Genomic DNA, 16,990 nt, shown 5'->3' on the forward strand with positions numbered 1-16,990 from the left:
CAGACTAGCGACTTTGTATGGCTTGAGCCGCAGGCTTCTTAGGCGTTGGTTTGGAATACACCTTCATCGACCTCATTGCCTGAATCTCTTCGTCGCGGTTGCGCAATTCTCGCTTCATCCATTCCGATTCCTTCCGAAGCATCATGATCTCAGTATCTTTCTTGTAGAGCGCTTCGTTTGCCTTCTTTAATTCATTGAGCTTTTGACCCATAAAGTCATCCTGCCCCGATCCTTGCTCGATACTGGCAGAGATGGTCTCTGGCTTCTCAGAAACGGCAGCAACCGTAGAAGTAGTTGGAGCGAGGGGTGTAGATTTTACGAGCGGCATGGCGGCGGGCATCGGTGCCGTGGCCAATGCCTGATAGTCTATGACCATCGTGACGGCGTCTGCTGCGCCATCGGCGGCAAAGGCTGGAGCCGGTTCGGTGTGTGCAGCCGTCCCGGGCATGAAATCCGTTGGCATGGCACCTTTCCCGATGGTCAAGAAGAGCGATCCCTTCTGCACATATAGACTGCCCGTGGTGGGCTCAGAGCCTGACCCTGCCGATGAGGATACGCGGAACCAAACAAGCTGTTCAGGTTTCGCCTTTGCTAAGCCTTGCGCGAGCAGGGGAGAAAGAAACTCGGCATCCTCATCGCTGAAAATTCTCATCGGCTTGCTGCCACCAACGGACATTCTCGAAGATCCGTTCATGCCGTCATTGCCATAAATTCCCTTTACGATTTTTGCCATGGTCACCTGATCGATTACAGCCGGATGGCTGGCTTCAAAGGAGAAGTCACTCACGTCTTCCAGGTAGACACCGCCCTTCGCAGTATTGGTGAGTTTTGTTCCGCCAGCACAGCCGCTGATGATCAGGGCGCATGCGGCGATCCCCATAAGACTCTGCATGATAGGGTTTTGCATCTTCGATAGAATGAGATAGCGTTTCATGGCGACTCTCCTCCTTGAGACAGAGGGTGTGTGATTGTTCATGCGAGAGTCAGGGTTGGTGTGCCATCGGGGACTACCAGATTCCGAGGCCCATCAGTGCCATGCTCAGTGCGAGCCATCCAAAAAGTCCCATTGCAATACGAGTTTCCAGGCTCAAAGAGTTATCGGTCTCGGTTTTCTCTTTCATTCCGTGATCTTGATTCTCTGCCATGCCTTATCTCCAGGGAGAATGTCTAGACGGTTACGTATAGGGCCTAAGCAAAGATTATGCCTCCAGGATAGGTGAAGTGGATTTAGCGAGATCCTAGGAAATTTCAGGAGAAAGGAGAATCGTTATGGAGGGGATTCCCGCAGCTCTGTTATGGACTAATCAAGAAATCATAGATCATGTACTGTTTCTAAGTTACTGATAATCAAGTAAATAAACGAGTTGTCTGTCGAATCATTTTGTCGATTCAGGAGAATGCACTCACCATCCTCTTCTGTCGGTTACCATGTGGATAGGAATGCCACATCGATGCTGAAGCGTGGAGAGACAGAGGTGATCCGAAGACTGGTTTCGTTCAGAACTGTCCGTTTTAGCAGACAATTCTACAGAAATGATTCTTGGGGAAGGGAGGCACCAACGATTCAATGGGCCGGGGGACATTCCGCATACAACGTTGTGGAAGAGGCGTCGTAGATTGTGAGGGAAATCATGTCTCCCGGTTGAGAGGCTATTGCACGTTTGTCCCACACGACAGTGATGTTGCCATCGGTTTTTCCCATGCCCTGGGTGGAAGACCGCTTGGCATCACCTTCGACCAGGACGGGGACCGTGGTGTTGATATATTCCCGATTGCGTTCGTGGGAGATGTTTCGTTGGAGATCGAAGAGCCTGGTGACCCGCTCGGTCTTTACAGGCTCAGCCACATCGTCGGAAAACTTGCGCTCCGCGATTGTGTTCTTTCGCTCGGAGTATTTGAAGATAAATGCTGAGTGAAACCGAGACTCCTCTACGAGCCGGTAGGTTTCAGCGAAATCCTCATCGCTTTCACCACAGAAGCCGCAAATGATGTCGGTGCTGAGGACGATGTCCGATCGCAAGTTGCGGATGCGGTCGACCAAGGCTCGATACTCTTTAGTGGTATAGGTGCGATTCATGAGGTCGAGCATGCGGTCGCTGCCCGATTGGAGCGGCAAATGAATCTGTTTGCAAATGTTCGGGTGGGACACGACGGCTTCCAGCAATGAAACCGGAAAGTCCTTGGGGTGCGGGGAGGTGAATCGCACACGTTTGATACCTGGCACATCAGCGACGGCAGTGATCAATCGCGCAAAGTCCCAGTCGCCTGATCGGTAGGAGTTGACGTTTTGTCCCAGGAGTGTGATCTGCTTGAATCCTTGGTCCGCAATCCGGCGAGCTTCCTCGACGATTCCTTCTGGATCGCGGGAGCGTTCTCGCCCCCTGGTGTAGGGGACCACACAGAAACTGCAGAAGTTATCGCAGCCTCGCATGACGGCGATCCAGGCATTTACCCCGTCGTTTCGGTCGGGAACGATGTCGTGGTACGTTTCATATTCCGACAGGTCGACCGCGAGGCCTTTCTTATCCAGCCCTTCCTCTTGGGCGAGCATCGCGTCGCGGATCAAATTCGGCAGCTGGCGGTAGGCATCCGGGCCGACGAGCACATCGACCAGTGGCTGAACGTCTGTAAGCTCTTCTTTCAGGTTTTGCGCCATACAACCAAGGACGCCTACGACTAAGGGGCGTTGGCGCTTGAGTTTTTTGAGTTCCGATAGGTGTTTATAGACTTTGTTGTGGGCATTTTCGCGAATTGCGCAGGTATTCATTAGAATCACATCTGCGCGCTCCCGCTCGTCGGTGAATACAAACCCATCCTGCTTCATCAACGAGCGAACGAGTTCCGAGTCGTACTCGTTCATCTGGCAGCCGAAGGTCTCGAGATGCACGTGAGCCGTAGTAGGTTTGGCGTTCATAGCATCGGCACAGCTCGCAGGGGTTGACGCTCCGCGGTCAGAGTACCCAATGCCCAACGATCCGACGTTCCGGTAATCCGCACCTCTATTAGCTGGTTGGCGAGGTCGACATTTGATAGGACGCCCACTTTCAAGAAGTTTGCGGTAGTCCCCGAGCTGAAGCCGTCCTGGTTTCCCGATTCGAAGAGGACGGAAAGGGTGGACCCAATATACCGTTCTGCAAAGGCCAGCCGTTTCGAACGGGACAGTTCCGCGAGTATTTTTGCCCGGCCCCGAGCAACTGCGGTCGGCACCTGGTTGGGCAACTTCGCGGCAGCGGTGCCGGGCCGTTGAGAATAGATGAAGACATGGAAATAGGAGAAGGGGAGCTCATGCGCAATGTCCAAAGTATGTTCGAAGGCCTCCTCGGTTTCTCCCGGAAATCCGACCATAATGTCAGTGCCCAGCCCGAGATGGGGAATCATCTCCATAGCCCGCCGGACCAGAAGGGTGAATTCTTTCACATTGTACGGACGATTCATGGACGACAAAATGGCATCGTCTCCGCTTTGCAGAGGAATATGAAGATAGGGACAGAGCTTCGATGAGCGAGCCATTCGATCGATGAGCGCATCTGTGATCGTGGTCGGCTCAATGGAGGAAATTCTGATTCGCTCGAGTGCTTCGACCTCCTCCAGTCGCGCGATCAACCCAACCAGATCGAGTGAGTCCTGACGATATTGCCCGATATTGACGCCGGTCAGGACAAGTTCCCGGTAGCCTCCTGCCACAAGGATCTCAGCCTCCTGGATCACGTCATCTTGGAGACGGCTCCGTTCATGCCCACGGGCAAAGGGAATCAGACAGAAGCTGCACATTACGTTGCACCCATCCTGGATCTTGAGCAACGCTCTGGTAGAGTCAGGATCACCGTACTCCGGTAGGGTGAAATCCTCTCGGTCGATGGTACGCGTATGGAGCACTTGCGGGTGGGGCTGCTTTTTCAGCGCATGGGGGGCTGGAAGAAATGAGGGCAAGTCCCATTTGAATTGATTTCCGACGATGAGGTCGATTCCGGGAATCGTGCGCAGCTCGTGAGCACCGGTCTGGGCGTAACAGCCGGTCACGGCTACAAAGGCCTCGGGGGAATGTTTCAACGTTTTGCGGATGACATACCGGCAGGTGCGTTCTGCGTCCTCTGTCACAGAACAAGTGTTTACGATGAGCAGGTCTGTCAACTCGCCAAACTCGACGATGCGGTACCCATCCCGCCGCAAGCGAGCTGTGAGAACGGCGGTTTCTGCCTGGTTCAGTCGGCAGCCGAGGGTATGGAGAGAGGCTCGTATCATCATGGGCGCGCCATTATAGGGAAATCCTTGCCATAGGAGCAAGGATCTGAAGCGAGTCTGAAGCAAGTGCTTCATGGCGTGCTCGTCCTCGCTTGATGGCCTGAAGAGAGCCATGTTAAAATCGACCGACCGCCAGCCCTCCTATCGTGAGTGTATTGTGACACCTTTGCAATTGGCGGTTTGCGTCTTGACCGTCTCTCTCCTTTTTCCTTCGTCCTGGGTGTGGACGAAGGAAATCCTTCCTCGTGAACCTGATCTCGCGACAAGAATTGACGAGCTCTATGATCACGAAGCGCGGCTCTTCTTGATGTTGTATTCACTCCACGGCGATGGCAAGATCGACTACGTGACGGGCCGGCTGGTTCGGGAATATACCCGCAGCAGCTACGGGAATCCGGTATACCAGACCGAGGTCTATCCCCTGTTCTACTGGTGGAACCACACGATGTATAACGATCCTGAACAGGATGGCGTGAACGGAAACGAACGGGTCTATCAGGAAAACGTGGAGTTTGATCTTTCGCGCTATAAACCCTGCGCGTTCAATGGACAGCCCTGCTGAGTTCCCATGCGAGCCGCACGGGACTATCTTGTAGTGCTTCTCTCTCCTGTCCCTTTCTCTCGATCAATTTCAAGAATGTCCTGAGCTGTCCCTCCCTTCAGATGATATGCTACTCCATCATGCAAACTGATCGTGCTCGATGAAATCCGCATCGTTCATTCAGACCCTCGCAAACCGGCGCATCGCGATCATGTTGCCTTTGGGTTTTGCCTCTGGGCTGCCCTTGGCCCTTACGTCTGGAACGCTCCAGGCCTGGCTCACGGTTGTCGGGCTCGACCTGAAGACCATCGGGATCTTTACGCTCGTCGGTCTTCCCTACACAGTGAAATTTTTGTGGGCTCCGTTGATGGATCGCCTGGTCCCTCCCTGGCTGGGGCGCCGGCGCGGATGGATGCTGGTGACGCAGGTCGGAGTGGCACTCGGTCTGGTTGCCATGGCTCTGACTGGGCCAGGGCAGCGTCCGGAGATACTGGGAGCCCTGGCTCTCACTGTGGCATTCCTCTCTGCCTCCCTCGATATCGTCTTTGATGCCTATCGGACCGATGTGCTCGTACCTCCTGAGCGTGGATTCGGCGCCGCTGTCTGGGTGAATGGTTATCGTTGCGCGCTGTTGGTCGCAAGTGCCGGCTCGCTCCTGTTGGCCGATCATATCGGGTGGCCAAACACCTACTTATTGCTTGCCGCACTCATGGCGGCAGGGGTTGTCACAATCTTGTTGAGTCCGGAGCCGTCGGAGCAAAGTGCTGCGCCTGCAAGCTTGGCCGAAGCGGTTGGTGGGCCGTTGAAAGAATTCTTTACTCGCCCAGGTGTGGTCGGGCTCCTCGCTCTCATTATCCTCTATAAGGTTGGAGATGCTGTTGCAGCCTCGCTTCAAACAGCATTTCTCATTGGAGGGATGGGTTTCTCCGTCAGCGAGGTCGGGTATGTGAAGGGCCTTGGGCTTGGAGCCACACTCATCGGGGCATTGGCCGGGGGTGTCGCAATGGCCAAGATGGGGATGGTCCGGTCGCTTTTGCTCTTCGGCCTTTTACAAGCGGTCTCGAACTTGGGATTCATGTGGCTTGCCTGGATGGGCAAGAGCTACTGGGCGCTCATGACCTCAATTCTCGTCGAGAATGTGACCGGTGGCATGGGTACAGCGGCATTTATCGCATTGATTATGTCACTGTGCGACCATCGGTATACGGCGACCCAGTTTGCGTTACTCTCTTCCCTGGAAGCGCTTGGGCGAGTGTTCTCAGGCCGCCCGTCGGCGGAGTTGGTTGAGATGGTCGGCTGGGCGCAATTCTTCTTTTGGTCCTTTCTGCTTGCACTGCCGGGCGTCTGGCTGGTGTGGGCGTTCCGATCGCGGTTGCAGGAGGAATCCGGTCCTGCTGAGCGGGCCAGGGCCGGCTCAGCCGATCTATGACTAGTTGAGAGCTATCCAGCCGGTTGTGTGTTCCTTGAGACTGTTTGTGCCTTCTGGAGTTGTGTTGAGGAGAATGGTTCCCAGCATGAGCACAAAGAGTCCCAACAAAGCTGCGACAAGACGTTTGCTCCAGACTAACATGGCTATCCTCCTGCTATAGGGGATGTGAGCAGTATCATTGCCACAACAGGCCCATCGAGCGTAGGCTAATCATGCATCTTTCGTTTGTCAAAGGAGGAGAGGCGCCCCCGTTTCAATCATGCCTACTCCAGGTTCGATTCAGCAGCTATCAGTCTGGGGGAATCTATGAGCCTCCTGCGTTTGAGCCTGGTTGCGGCGACATTGGCTGTATGTGTCATGCTGGCACTGACGAACCCCACCACTGATCAATACCTGGGTTTCGTACAAACCAAACTTGCCGAAGCCATAGATCGAATGGACCGGTCCACGTCCGAGCGGGAAGGAGCGGTGATCAGAGATATCTTTCGCAGGCATAGTAAGGAGCTACTCGAGGGCGTGGTGCGTCCTCATACCTTGCGTCAAAATTGGGGAATTCTCAGCCGGTTTGAGACAACGGCACTGGGGACTCGGCTTGTCGTCATCGGCATCGGTAACCAGTTCATCCCGGTCGAAGGAGTAGATGAGGCCATTCTGACCCTCGGTCGCCGAGTATTTTAATGTGAGTTTTTTGCCTCTCAGTACCTTTCTATCCTGAAATGCAGTCTGTTTTGGATCAAAAATCTGTGGATAAGTTGGCATAATTCCCCAAGACTTTGTGTTTCTCCAATCAGTTATAGCGATCCACAGCCTTTACGCAGTTTTCACAGGTAACCACTACACTTGGTATTGACAATCCATTCCGATAGCTATATGTAGTTACTTCTCGCTGAATCATCGTCCAGACGACAAGTGTTGAGAGCTCAAAATACGCCATGACTGATTGTGAAGCCTGATGGTTCTGGTATGGGTATTGAGTAAACTGTCCAACGCCAGGTTACGCAGGCTGGAGGAGGGGAAATCGTGAGAATAGAACGCCGATTTACACGTCGTGGGCAAAGTCCCTATGAGGGCCTGCCGTTTGTGAAACGTTCGTCGGAAATCCGAAATCCTGACGGATCGACCGTGTTCAAGCTGGAAAACATCGACATTCCAGAGCCCTGGTCCCAACTCGCCATCGATATTCTCGCCCAGAAGTATTTCCGAAAAGCTGGAGTGCCGAAGCAAGATGAGCATGGGGCTCCGATCGTGGGCCCGGACGGCAAGCCGCAGCTGGGCGGAGAGCATGATTCGCGGCAAGTGTTTGAACGGCTCTCCGGTTGCTGGACCGGTTGGGGGAAGAACTTCGGCTACTTCAAGACTCCGGAAGATGCCGAGGCCTTTCATGATGAGCTTTGTTACATGCTTGCGCATCAAATGGCCGCGCCGAATTCTCCCCAGTGGTTTAATACGGGGCTCCATTATGCCTATGGACTCTCTGGACCTGCACAAGGGCATTATTTCGTTGATCCCAAGACTCGAGAAGTGGTCAAAGCCACCAATGCGTTTGAGCATCCGCAGCCGCATGCCTGTTTCATTCAATCTATCGATGACGACCTGGTCGGCGAAGGCGGCATCATGGATCTCTGGGTGCGAGAAGCGCGCCTGTTCAAATATGGATCGGGGACCGGGACCAACTTCTCCAAGCTTCGCGGCGAAGGTGAACCGTTGTCAGGCGGGGGCCGGTCGTCCGGATTGATGTCTTTCCTTCGCATCGGCGATCGAGCGGCCGGCGCCATTAAATCGGGGGGGACGACCAGACGGGCTGCCAAAATGGTCTGTCTCGATTTGGACCATCCCGACATCGAGGAGTTTATCAATTGGAAGGTGGTGGAAGAGCAAAAAGTCGCCGCCATGGTAACCGGTTCAAAGATCTGTGCCCAACGGCTCAACGCGGTCCTCAAGGCTTGCCACGTCGTCGACGACGCCGGTCAGAGCAAAGTCGAGACCGACGCCAAGCAGAATCCAATCCTCAAAGAGGCCTTGGCTGCTGCTCGGTGGGATGGGGTTCCGGAGTCCTACATCCAGCGGATGTATTCCTATGCGCAGCAAGGGTTCACACATTTTGTGTTTCATGAATACGACACGAATTGGGACGGCAAGGCCTATCAAACTGTGTCCGGCCAAAACTCAAACAACAGTGTGCGCGTTCCCAACGAGTTTTTCGCTGCGTTGGAGGCGGACGGAGATTGGCAGCTCAAGCGACGGGTCGACGGCAAGGTTTCCAAGACCATCAAGGCGCGGGACCTCTGGGATCAGATTGCTTGGGCTGCCTGGATTTGCGCGGATCCCGGTACGCAATACGACACGACCATCAACGAATGGCATACGTGCCCGGAGGATGGCCGCATCAATGCGTCCAATCCATGCTCCGAATATATGTTCCTCGACGATACGGCATGTAATTTGGCTTCGCTCAACCTCGCGCAGTTCTTTTCCACTGACGCTCAATTTGAGCTGGAAAATTTCCGCCATGCCGTGCGTCTCTGGACGATCGTGCTGGAGATCAGCGTCTTGATGGCGTCATTTCCCAGCCGCCCCATCGCCGAGAAGAGTTTTCAGTTCCGAACGCTGGGACTGGGCTATGCCAATCTAGGTACGGTGTTGATGCGGCAAGGCATTCCGTACGATTCTCCTAAAGCGCTGGCGATCTGCGGCGCATTGACTGCTCTTATGACAGGAGAGGCCTACGGCACGTCGGCTGAAATGGCCGCAGAGCTATGGCCGTTTCCGGGCTATGCCAAGAATCGCGAGGCCATGTTGCGCGTCATTCGCAATCACCGGCGAGCCTCGTACAATGCCGCTCCGGAAGAATATGAAGACTTGACCATTACACCCATCGGGATACAGCCGCAGCATTGCCCTCCCGAACTGCTCGTGGCGGCACGTCGTGCGTGGGACCGTGCCCTCGAATTGGGAACGGCCTACGGGTATCGCAATGCGCAGGTCACAGTGATCGCCCCTACCGGCACGATCGGACTAGTGATGGATTGTGACACGACCGGTATCGAACCGGATTTTGCCCTGGTCAAATTCAAAAAACTGGCTGGCGGAGGTTATTTTAAGATCATCAATCAAAGCATCCCCGCCGCGCTCAGAGCCTTGGGGTATACCGAGACTCAGATTCAGGACATCGTGGACTATTGTGTCGGCCGGCAAACGTTGCAGACCGCGCCATTCATTAACCATGAGACCCTAAGGCAGAAGGGTTTCGATGACGCTGCGCTCGCGCGGATGGAAGGTGGTTTGTCCCAGGCGTTTGAGATTCAATTTGTATTTAACAAGTATGCGTTGGGTGAGGATTTCTGCAGGGAGAAACTGGGGCTGACTGATGCGCAATTGATTGAGTCCAACTTCAATATGTTGAAGACCTTGGGATTCACACAAGAGGAAATTGCCGCTGCCAATGACTATTGTTGCGGGACCATGACGGTGGAAGGGGCCCCGCATCTCAAGACCGAGCACCTTCCGGTTTTCGATTGTGCGAATCGTTGTGGCCGGATCGGCCAGCGGTATATCGCTGTCGATGCGCACATCCGTATGATGGCGGCGGCACAACCATTCATCAGCGGCGCCATCAGCAAAACGATCAACATGCCGGCCGATGCGACGCTGGAAGATGTGAAGTCGGCCTATTTGTTTGCCTGGAAGAGCATGGTCAAGGCAGTGGCCCTGTATCGCGACGGCTCGAAGTTGAGCCAGCCGTTATCGGCCTCAACGGATAGCGGCAAGGCCATCGAAGCCTCGTCGGAGATTTTATCGATTGCGGAGAAGACCACAGAACGAGTGTTGGTGCGGTACCTGGCAAAGCGCCGACCTCTCCCGGCCAGACGCAACGGGTACACGCAGAAAGCTGTCGTCGGGGGTCACAAGCTCTACTTACGCACTGGTGAGTATGAGGATGGTACTTGCGGGGAAATCTTTCTCGATATGCACAAAGAAGGGGCTGCCTTCCGGAGCCTCATGAACTGTTTTGCCATAGCAATTTCACTGGGCCTCCAACATGGCGTCCCGCTGGAGGAGTTCGTCGAAGCATTCGTATTTACCCGTTTCGAGCCAAACGGACCGGTTAAATTGAACGACCGTATCAAAATGTCGACGTCGATCATCGATTATATCTTCCGAGAGCTTGCCGTGACCTATCTTGACCGCTATGACTTGGCGCAGGTTCAGGAAGATGACCTGAGAATGGATTCCGTCAAGATGGACGAGCAAGATCCTGAATGTGTCGATGAGGAGGCCACTCCAGAAACGCTGGCTTCTACCTCAATCAGCACCGAAGTATTTCCCTCACGACGTGGAGCGATACCGCGCCATAAGAGCAATGGCAATGGACAGGGCGAGATGATGCAAACGGTCAAACTGAAACGTGAAACGCTGACCTTGACCGCCATCCAAATGGCGCGCCAAAAGGGCTACGAGGGAGACCCCTGCTCCGAGTGTAAGCAGTTCACGATGGTAAGAAACGGAACCTGTCTCAAGTGTGAAACTTGTGGCGCTACGAGCGGCTGTTCGTAAGAGCGAGGATGCAATGAATACGGCGCTTCGTGAGCATGGCATTGTTACGGTTCACGATCAGGTCGTCAGTCTTGTCGCGCAGCGATGGGCAAAAGCGTTTCATTGTAAGGTCACCATCCATACAGCTCTTGAGCAAGACCCCTGGGCCGGTCCTCAGCAGCTGTGTGACATTATCGGGTGGCACGTGGGTTCTTCAGACAATACAATGGAATGGATGGCTGAGGTAGAAACCGATGATTCGATCGAGGATGCCACAACAGCTTCAAAATGGAGGGAAGTGGTTGTGTGCGGGGTCCCGTTCTACCTGCTCGTGCCGCGTGGTCTTAAGGAGTCGGCACAGAGGCTGGCAAAGAGTGCCTTTGTCCCAGTTAGCGGCATCTATGAATATACGTTTGCGAACGGTCTATGTACGGTGCTCTAACCGGCAGTCTGTTTAACGATTCTGAGCGTTTCTTCCCTCTGCGGAGTTATTCCTATGCCCACAACGACACAATTGGTCATTAAGGGGTTGAGTAGACCTGGCGTTATGGCTCAAGTGACCCAGGTTCTCGGTGAGGCGAAGGTCAATATCAAAGCCTTTTCAGCCCCGGAAGTGACAGGGGCTGGAAAGCTGAGGTTACTGGTTGCGGATCTGGAAGGAGCCCGCGCAGCACTGAAAGCAGCGAAGATCAAATTTATGGAAGAAACTGCCTTGCTGTTGAGCCTCGAAAACAAGCCAGGGGCTCTGAAAGAAGTGGCGGATCTTCTGACCAAGGCTCGTATCAATATTAAATGCGGTTATTGCACTCCCTCCCGCGAGGGGAAACGTGCGATCGTGGTTCTGACCGTCTCAAACACAGCCAAAGCGCTCACGATCCTGCAGGATCAATCGCTCGACGAGTTTTAGTCGGATGCTGAAAAAGTCTGCCAGCGTGATTGGAAGGTTAAGGCTGAGGCTAAGGTTGAGCAAACAAGAAACTGTTCGACACTTAACCTTAACCTCGACCTAAGCCTTCTCCATTCGCTGCGGCCTTGCTGGACAGCCTTTTTGAGCATCCTCCAGTAGTGTCGCCCTATTGTCCCGCACGTGCATACCATCGAAGTTTTCGTATGCCAACAAAGTTCTTCTGCCGTCTGCTGGACATATCACGCAGCGCTGCGGCCACCTGGTCTCGCTGCTCAGCCCTTCTTCTCATACCCCTCATGGTCGGTGCCCTGGCTGCTTGCAGCGGTACTCCCAAACCTAGCTATTTCCCCGGCTATCCTGTTGGATTCGTCGAGCATGGTGTTGCCTCATGGTATGGCCCGGGATTTCATGGGAATAAGACGGCAAATGGAGAGCGGTATGACATGCATCAGCTCACGGCAGCTCACCGGACTCTGCCATTCGGCTCGATTGCTGTAGTTCGATCCGTGAATACCGGCCGTCAGGTGACCGTCCGTATCAACGATCGTGGCCCCTTCGCCAGAAATCGAGTCCTCGACCTCTCGCTCGCTGGCGCACGCGAGCTGGGGATGACAGGGGCTGGAACCGATAAGGTTGAGTTACGAGTGGTCGGGTATCAAGGGCGGGCTTCTGATATGGGGGTCTTGCGAGTGCAAATCGGGTCATTTTCTGATCAGCAAAATGCCATCAATCTCTTGGAACGAACGAGACACCTCTACTCAGGCGGCAGGGTTCAGACCGTCGATCTTCCAGAGGGCAGGCGTTATCGAGTTCAGATCGGTCAGTTTGCTAGGGAGGCCCAGGCAGAAGTGGCTGCGTCCTATTTCGAATCCTCCCTCGGGCTCCAGGCCTATGTATTTCGCGATGACTCGTAATAATTCCCTCTTCCTCAGTCCACCCAGCTTTGAAATTTTGCAGTCTTTCTGCGGGCATGAAATGTAACTGTTTGATTTTGTGGCATGATTTCCGCTTATGCTTGCTCGTAAGCCAATCCATATGATAGATGTACAGTCCGATGGATACAGGTCCGATAGGGTACTATCAAGTCACTCTGTTCCACCAAATCGCAAATTGCCGGTTCGAGGCGATAGGGGGCAACCCCTATATTCTCCGGTTCTCCCGACAGATCGGCATAGTCACACACATCTAGCCTATCGCAATCCATGGATGTTCTAATCCTCTTAGGTCTTATCGTTCTTTCAGCTGTGATATCCACGGCCGAGATCGGTTTCTTTGCGGTCAACGAAACAAAGCTGAAGGCGCTTGTCCAATCTGGGAGTAAACGCGCGAAGCTGGCGCTCCATCTGCGTAGTGACCCCCAAAAACTTCTCTCGACTATTTTGGTCGGCGACCGTCTGGTGGGCGTGGCGACACCGATGTATGCCACCTTTCTCACCTTGAGCATATATGGAGGGCAAACAGTTTTTGACGAGGCGATCGCCGTCATGGTCGGCCTGCTGACCTTTGTCCTCTTAGTGGCAGTCGATGTAATTCCCAAAACGTTAGCCGCCAAGTTCTCTGTTCCGGTCACTCTGAACATGGCCTACCCCGTCTACATCGTTCAATTACTCCTCAAGCCATTATTGTTTGTGATCGTGCCGATGATCTACAAATTGACAGGAGGGAAGGGGCTGACGCTTCCCCTTGTGACTGAGGAAGAGCTGAAAATCATGCTGGATGAGGGTGGAAAGACCGGGACGATTGAATTCGAGAAGGTCAAAATGATCAAGAACGTCTTCCAGCTCAAGGACATCACGGCTGAAGATGCGATGACCCCTCGGCTCTATGTCTTTTCATTGGACGGTAACCTCTGCCTGAAAGAGGCTCAGGAACTCCTCTACAATTCAAAATACTCGCGTATCCCTGTGTATGACACGACGCTCGATAACATCACGGGTATTCTCTACAAGACGAGGGCATTGACCGAACTCGCCAAAGGGCAGAATGAGGTGAAACTCAAGGACATTGCCTATCCTCCGCTCTTCGTTCCAGCAGGGAAGACGGCCGACGACCTCATGAAGCAGTTTCAGCAGGAAAAACGGCATATGGCCGTCGTGGTCAACGAGTTCGGCGGTGTGATGGGGATTGTCACGCTTGAAGATCTTCTCGAGGAAGTGGTCGGGGAGATCATGGACGAAACCGACATCACGGAAGAACTGATCAAACGGTTAGGAAAAAACCACATCCTCGTTCACAGTCGAACTGAAGTGCGCAAGGTCAACGACTTCCTCAAAGTCGACCTCGGCGATGAAGCTGTCACGATCGGCGGTCTCATTCAGCAGGAACTTGGTCGAATTCCCAAGGTGGGGGAAGAAGTGCGGATTGCCAACTGCCGGATCCTCATCCATGAAGCGGAGCCTCGGTCCATCCGTAGTGTTCAAATCTTTCGCGAAGAAAAATCGCCGGCTCCGGTCGAGACTCCGAACCTCGATCTGGTCAGTTAGGACCGCTCTCCCCCTCTCTGATCAGCGTCGAGAACTCCTGTTCCGTCAAAATTTTCACCCCCAGGGTGCGGGCCTGGACTAACTTGGAGCCAGGGTCTCGCCCTACGACCAGATAGGAAGTCTTTTTACTCACGCTTGAAGACACGCGAGCTCCGACCGCTTCCACAGCCTCTTGCGCGCCGTTTCTTGTGAAGTGGTCCAATCCACCGGTAAACACGAAGGTCATCCCCGCAAGCGGAGACTTTTCCCGGTCGCTCTTTGCCAAACCTGGGGCAATCTGGACGCCGGATTCCCGGAGCTGTGCGATGACTTCCCGGTTATGTGGCTCAGACCAATAGACTGCCAAGCTCTCGGAAATCTCAGGGCCGATTTCTCGAATCTGTTGAAACCGCTCCCGATCAGCCTCGATGATCTCCTCAAGAGATCCAAATTCACGGGCCAGAACTTTGGCGATATGTTGTCCGACTTGTCGGATACCGAGTCCCATCAGAAAACGATCCAGGGAGACGTTTTTGCTGACGGCAATCGATTCGAGGAGGAGTGTGGCGGACCGATCGGCAAATCCTTCTAGCCGGACGAGATCGGCCTTGGTCAGGCGATAGAGGTCGGCGAGGGATCGCACCAGCCCCTCATCGACCAGCTGTGCCACGGTTTTCTTCCCCAAGCCTTCGATGTTGAGGGCATGTTTGGAAGCAAAATGCTCGATAGCTCCCTTCAACTGAGCGCCGCAGACCAATTGGCCCGTACAGTAAAAATAGGCACCGTCACGACCGACACGCGATCCGCAAACCGGGCAGTGGTCAGGCATGCAAAAGGGGCTGCTGCGCTGCTCATCATGGATCGGGACACGCTCGGCAATAGCGGGGATGACATCACCGGCCCGTTCCACCTTGACGGTATCGCCGATCCGAATGTCCTTCCGCGTCACTTCATCTGCATTATGCAACGTGGCTCTGCTGATGGTGACACCACTGACCTCCACCGGTTTTAAGAGCGCGACAGGCGTGAGGGTTCCGGTTCTTCCGACAGAGACAACGATATCCTGCACAACGGTGGTTTCTTTACGAGGGGGGAATTTAAAGGCAATGGCCCAGCGTGGACTGCGGGACTTCATGCCGAGGCGACTCTGCCAGTCTCGGCGATTCACCTTGACCACCACGCCATCGATCTCGTAAGGCAACTGATCCCTCATCGATTCCGTTTCGCGATGAAACGTCACTACCTCATCGATTGACGCGCAGATTCGTCGATGCGTCGGCACCGGGAGACCCCACTGAGCCAACCGCTCCAGTTCGTCCCAGTGAGTCGATGGGAGCGGGGCAGATGCAGTCATGATTTCGTAACAGGTCACGACTAGCGGGCGGGTCGCGGTGATCGTGGAGTCCAGTTGCCGGAGCGAACCGGAAGCCGCATTGCGGGGATTGGCAAAGGCATCGTTGCCCCGTTCCGTCATGCGCCGGTTCAAGGCTTGAAAATCGTCTAGGCGCATGTAGACTTCGCCTCTCACGACAAGATGATCAGGGCGATTCGATTGTGCCTGCAATTGCAGCGGCAGGGAGCGAATGGTACGAAGGTTGACGGTCACATCCTCCCCTGTCGTTCCGTCGCCTCTGGTTGCCCCACGGGTAAAGGTTCCATGATCGTAAATCAATTCGACTGATAACCCGTCGAATTTCGGTTCTGCGCTGTATTCGACGAACTGGGTCTCCAGTTCACGTTTCATCCGTTGATCGAATGCCTGAACCTCGCTCTGATCGACAATCGAGTCGAGGCTGAGCATCGGCTGTTTGTGGGACACTTTGACCAGCTGCCCAAGCGGAGGCGCTCCGACCCGCTGTGACGGGGAATCTGCCGTCACTAGATCGGGATGGGCCTGTTCCAGTTCAATCAACTCTCGAAAGAGGCCATCGTACTGGGAGTCAGAAATCTCCGGCCGCGCCTTGACGTAGTACAGATAGTCGTGGCGCCTGATTTCGTCCCTGAGGGCAATCAGTCTGGCGAGGATGTCGGCGTGAGCCATAGGACTGGATGGCGGTGATCAGCGGAAGTGACGGATCTGACCGTACCATAGGCTCAGGGAGTCGGTCAAACCATGAAGACGCCATATTCGCTTTGACTTTCGCTGCGATAGACATTATTGTAACAGTCAGAGTTGAGTCGATTTATCACTGATTGGCAGCCCGTGTCCAGCCATGCTGTGGGGGAGGTAATTCCCCCATGATCGTCAGAGGAGGTATTCATGAAAGGGGAGTATTACGTGAATAAATTGATGCCCAGGGCCGGCTATCGAATCGCCATGATCATCTGTGGAGGGCTGTTGATGGGTGGATGTGTCATGGCGGAGAAGTACGACGCGGAAAAGGCGCGCAGCCTAAACTTCCAACGTCTCCTTGCCCAGGAGGAAAAGCGAACCGGGGAGCTCGACAGTGAAGCGAAGAGGGCCAAGAATGAACTGCTGGAGTATGAAGCGCGGAATCGGGAACTCACGGCACAACTGCAAGCCACTCGGGAACAGATGACCCGTGTTCAGGAAGAAGCCGAGGCCATGAAGGAGTCTGCGCTGCTGGAACGAAAGGCCAAAGCCGATATGAAGCGCGCAGTCACACCGACGCGCAAGTCGGCGTCGGTTGCACCGACGGCCGATAGCATGGATCTGGGTGCGTCAGACCTCGGGTTTGCCCCGACGGTTTCGGCTGGGTCTGGCGCCGTTCATGTCGTGAAACCCGGCGAAACTCTCTATCGGATCAGTCGGCAATATGGAGTCACGGTCGAGAAGGTCAGAAAGTGGAACAAGTTGTCTGACGACATTATCGAGGTAGGACAGAAGCTCATCGTGGGCCAAGAATGATAGGCTG

Annotated in this window: 15 protein-coding genes; 9 read left to right on the forward strand and 6 right to left on the reverse strand. The window is 54.3% G+C overall.

From position 1 onward, the window contains the following. Positions 1 to 4 precede the first annotated feature (4 nt). The 4 genes from HZB34_11880 to mtaB all read right to left on the reverse strand — a co-directional run bounded on the left by HZB34_11880 (position 5) and on the right by mtaB (position 4,245). Entirely contained in the window at positions 5 to 934 is a 930-nt protein-coding gene (locus HZB34_11880; protein ID MBI5316663.1) for a hypothetical protein, read from the reverse strand. 73 nt (positions 935 to 1,007) lie between these two features. Then, complete coding sequence (locus HZB34_11885) at positions 1,008 to 1,145, reverse strand: hypothetical protein (protein MBI5316664.1); 138 nt, start codon at positions 1,143 to 1,145, stop codon at positions 1,008 to 1,010. A 419-nt stretch (positions 1,146 to 1,564) separates the two neighbouring features. Further along, positions 1,565 to 2,914: a tRNA (N6-isopentenyl adenosine(37)-C2)-methylthiotransferase MiaB gene (gene miaB, locus HZB34_11890; GenBank protein MBI5316665.1), complete on the reverse strand. Its 1,350-nt coding sequence runs from the start codon at positions 2,912 to 2,914 to the stop codon at positions 1,565 to 1,567. Continuing rightward, positions 2,911 to 4,245 carry a tRNA (N(6)-L-threonylcarbamoyladenosine(37)-C(2))-methylthiotransferase MtaB gene (mtaB, locus tag HZB34_11895; GenBank protein ID MBI5316666.1) on the reverse strand — a complete coding sequence of 445 codons (1,335 nt, stop codon included), beginning with the start codon at positions 4,243 to 4,245 and terminating at the stop codon, positions 2,911 to 2,913. The genes miaB and mtaB overlap by 4 nt, the downstream gene beginning before the upstream one ends. 154 nt (positions 4,246 to 4,399) lie before the next feature. Between mtaB and HZB34_11900 the strand changes: the two genes are divergently transcribed. Both HZB34_11900 and HZB34_11905 read left to right on the forward strand, forming a co-directional pair. Then, on the forward strand, positions 4,400 to 4,804 hold the full coding sequence (locus HZB34_11900; protein ID MBI5316667.1) for a hypothetical protein: 405 nt from the start codon (positions 4,400 to 4,402) through the stop codon (positions 4,802 to 4,804). Between the two features lie 139 nt (positions 4,805 to 4,943). Beyond that, positions 4,944 to 6,212, forward strand: coding sequence for an MFS transporter (locus HZB34_11905; protein MBI5316668.1), 1,269 nt, complete (start codon positions 4,944 to 4,946; stop codon positions 6,210 to 6,212). Here the strand turns inward: HZB34_11905 and HZB34_11910 are convergent, their stop codons facing one another. Further along, positions 6,213 to 6,353, reverse strand: coding sequence for a hypothetical protein (locus tag HZB34_11910; protein MBI5316669.1), 141 nt, complete (start codon positions 6,351 to 6,353; stop codon positions 6,213 to 6,215). It lies immediately after the preceding gene. 165 nt (positions 6,354 to 6,518) lie between these two features. On the opposite strand from HZB34_11910, the gene HZB34_11915 reads away from it, so the two are divergent. From HZB34_11915 to HZB34_11940, 6 genes are all read left to right on the forward strand, one after another. Further along, entirely contained in the window at positions 6,519 to 6,890 is a 372-nt protein-coding gene (locus tag HZB34_11915; protein MBI5316670.1) for a DUF4359 domain-containing protein, read from the forward strand. 342 nt (positions 6,891 to 7,232) lie between these two features. Beyond that, positions 7,233 to 10,766, forward strand: a complete 3,534-nt coding sequence (locus HZB34_11920) for a vitamin B12-dependent ribonucleotide reductase (GenBank protein ID MBI5316671.1) — start codon at positions 7,233 to 7,235, stop codon at positions 10,764 to 10,766. A 13-nt stretch (positions 10,767 to 10,779) separates the two neighbouring features. Then, positions 10,780 to 11,187 carry a hypothetical protein gene (locus HZB34_11925; GenBank protein MBI5316672.1) on the forward strand — a complete coding sequence of 136 codons (408 nt, stop codon included), beginning with the start codon at positions 10,780 to 10,782 and terminating at the stop codon, positions 11,185 to 11,187. A gap of 54 nt (positions 11,188 to 11,241) precedes the next feature. Then, a complete protein-coding gene (locus HZB34_11930) occupies positions 11,242 to 11,652 on the forward strand; it encodes a hypothetical protein (protein MBI5316673.1) in 411 nt (136 codons plus the stop codon). A gap of 203 nt (positions 11,653 to 11,855) precedes the next feature. Beyond that, positions 11,856 to 12,566: a septal ring lytic transglycosylase RlpA family protein gene (locus HZB34_11935; GenBank protein MBI5316674.1), complete on the forward strand. Its 711-nt coding sequence runs from the start codon at positions 11,856 to 11,858 to the stop codon at positions 12,564 to 12,566. Between the two features lie 330 nt (positions 12,567 to 12,896). Beyond that, positions 12,897 to 14,135 (forward strand): HlyC/CorC family transporter, encoded by a 1,239-nt coding sequence (locus HZB34_11940; protein MBI5316675.1) that lies wholly within the window; start codon positions 12,897 to 12,899, stop codon positions 14,133 to 14,135. Here the strand turns inward: HZB34_11940 and ligA are convergent. After that, positions 14,128 to 16,155, reverse strand: coding sequence for an NAD-dependent DNA ligase LigA (ligA, locus tag HZB34_11945; GenBank protein MBI5316676.1), 2,028 nt, complete (start codon positions 16,153 to 16,155; stop codon positions 14,128 to 14,130). The two genes, HZB34_11940 and ligA, sit on opposite strands and share 8 nt — an antisense overlap. Positions 16,156 to 16,374: 219 nt before the next feature. On the opposite strand from ligA, the gene HZB34_11950 reads away from it, so the two are divergent. Next, entirely contained in the window at positions 16,375 to 16,983 is a 609-nt protein-coding gene (locus HZB34_11950) for a LysM peptidoglycan-binding domain-containing protein (protein ID MBI5316677.1), read from the forward strand. Positions 16,984 to 16,990: the final 7 nt, after the last annotated feature.

The sequence above is a fragment of the Nitrospirota bacterium genome (assembly GCA_016219645.1).
Classification (GTDB): Bacteria; Nitrospirota; Nitrospiria; order Nitrospirales; family Nitrospiraceae; genus Palsa-1315.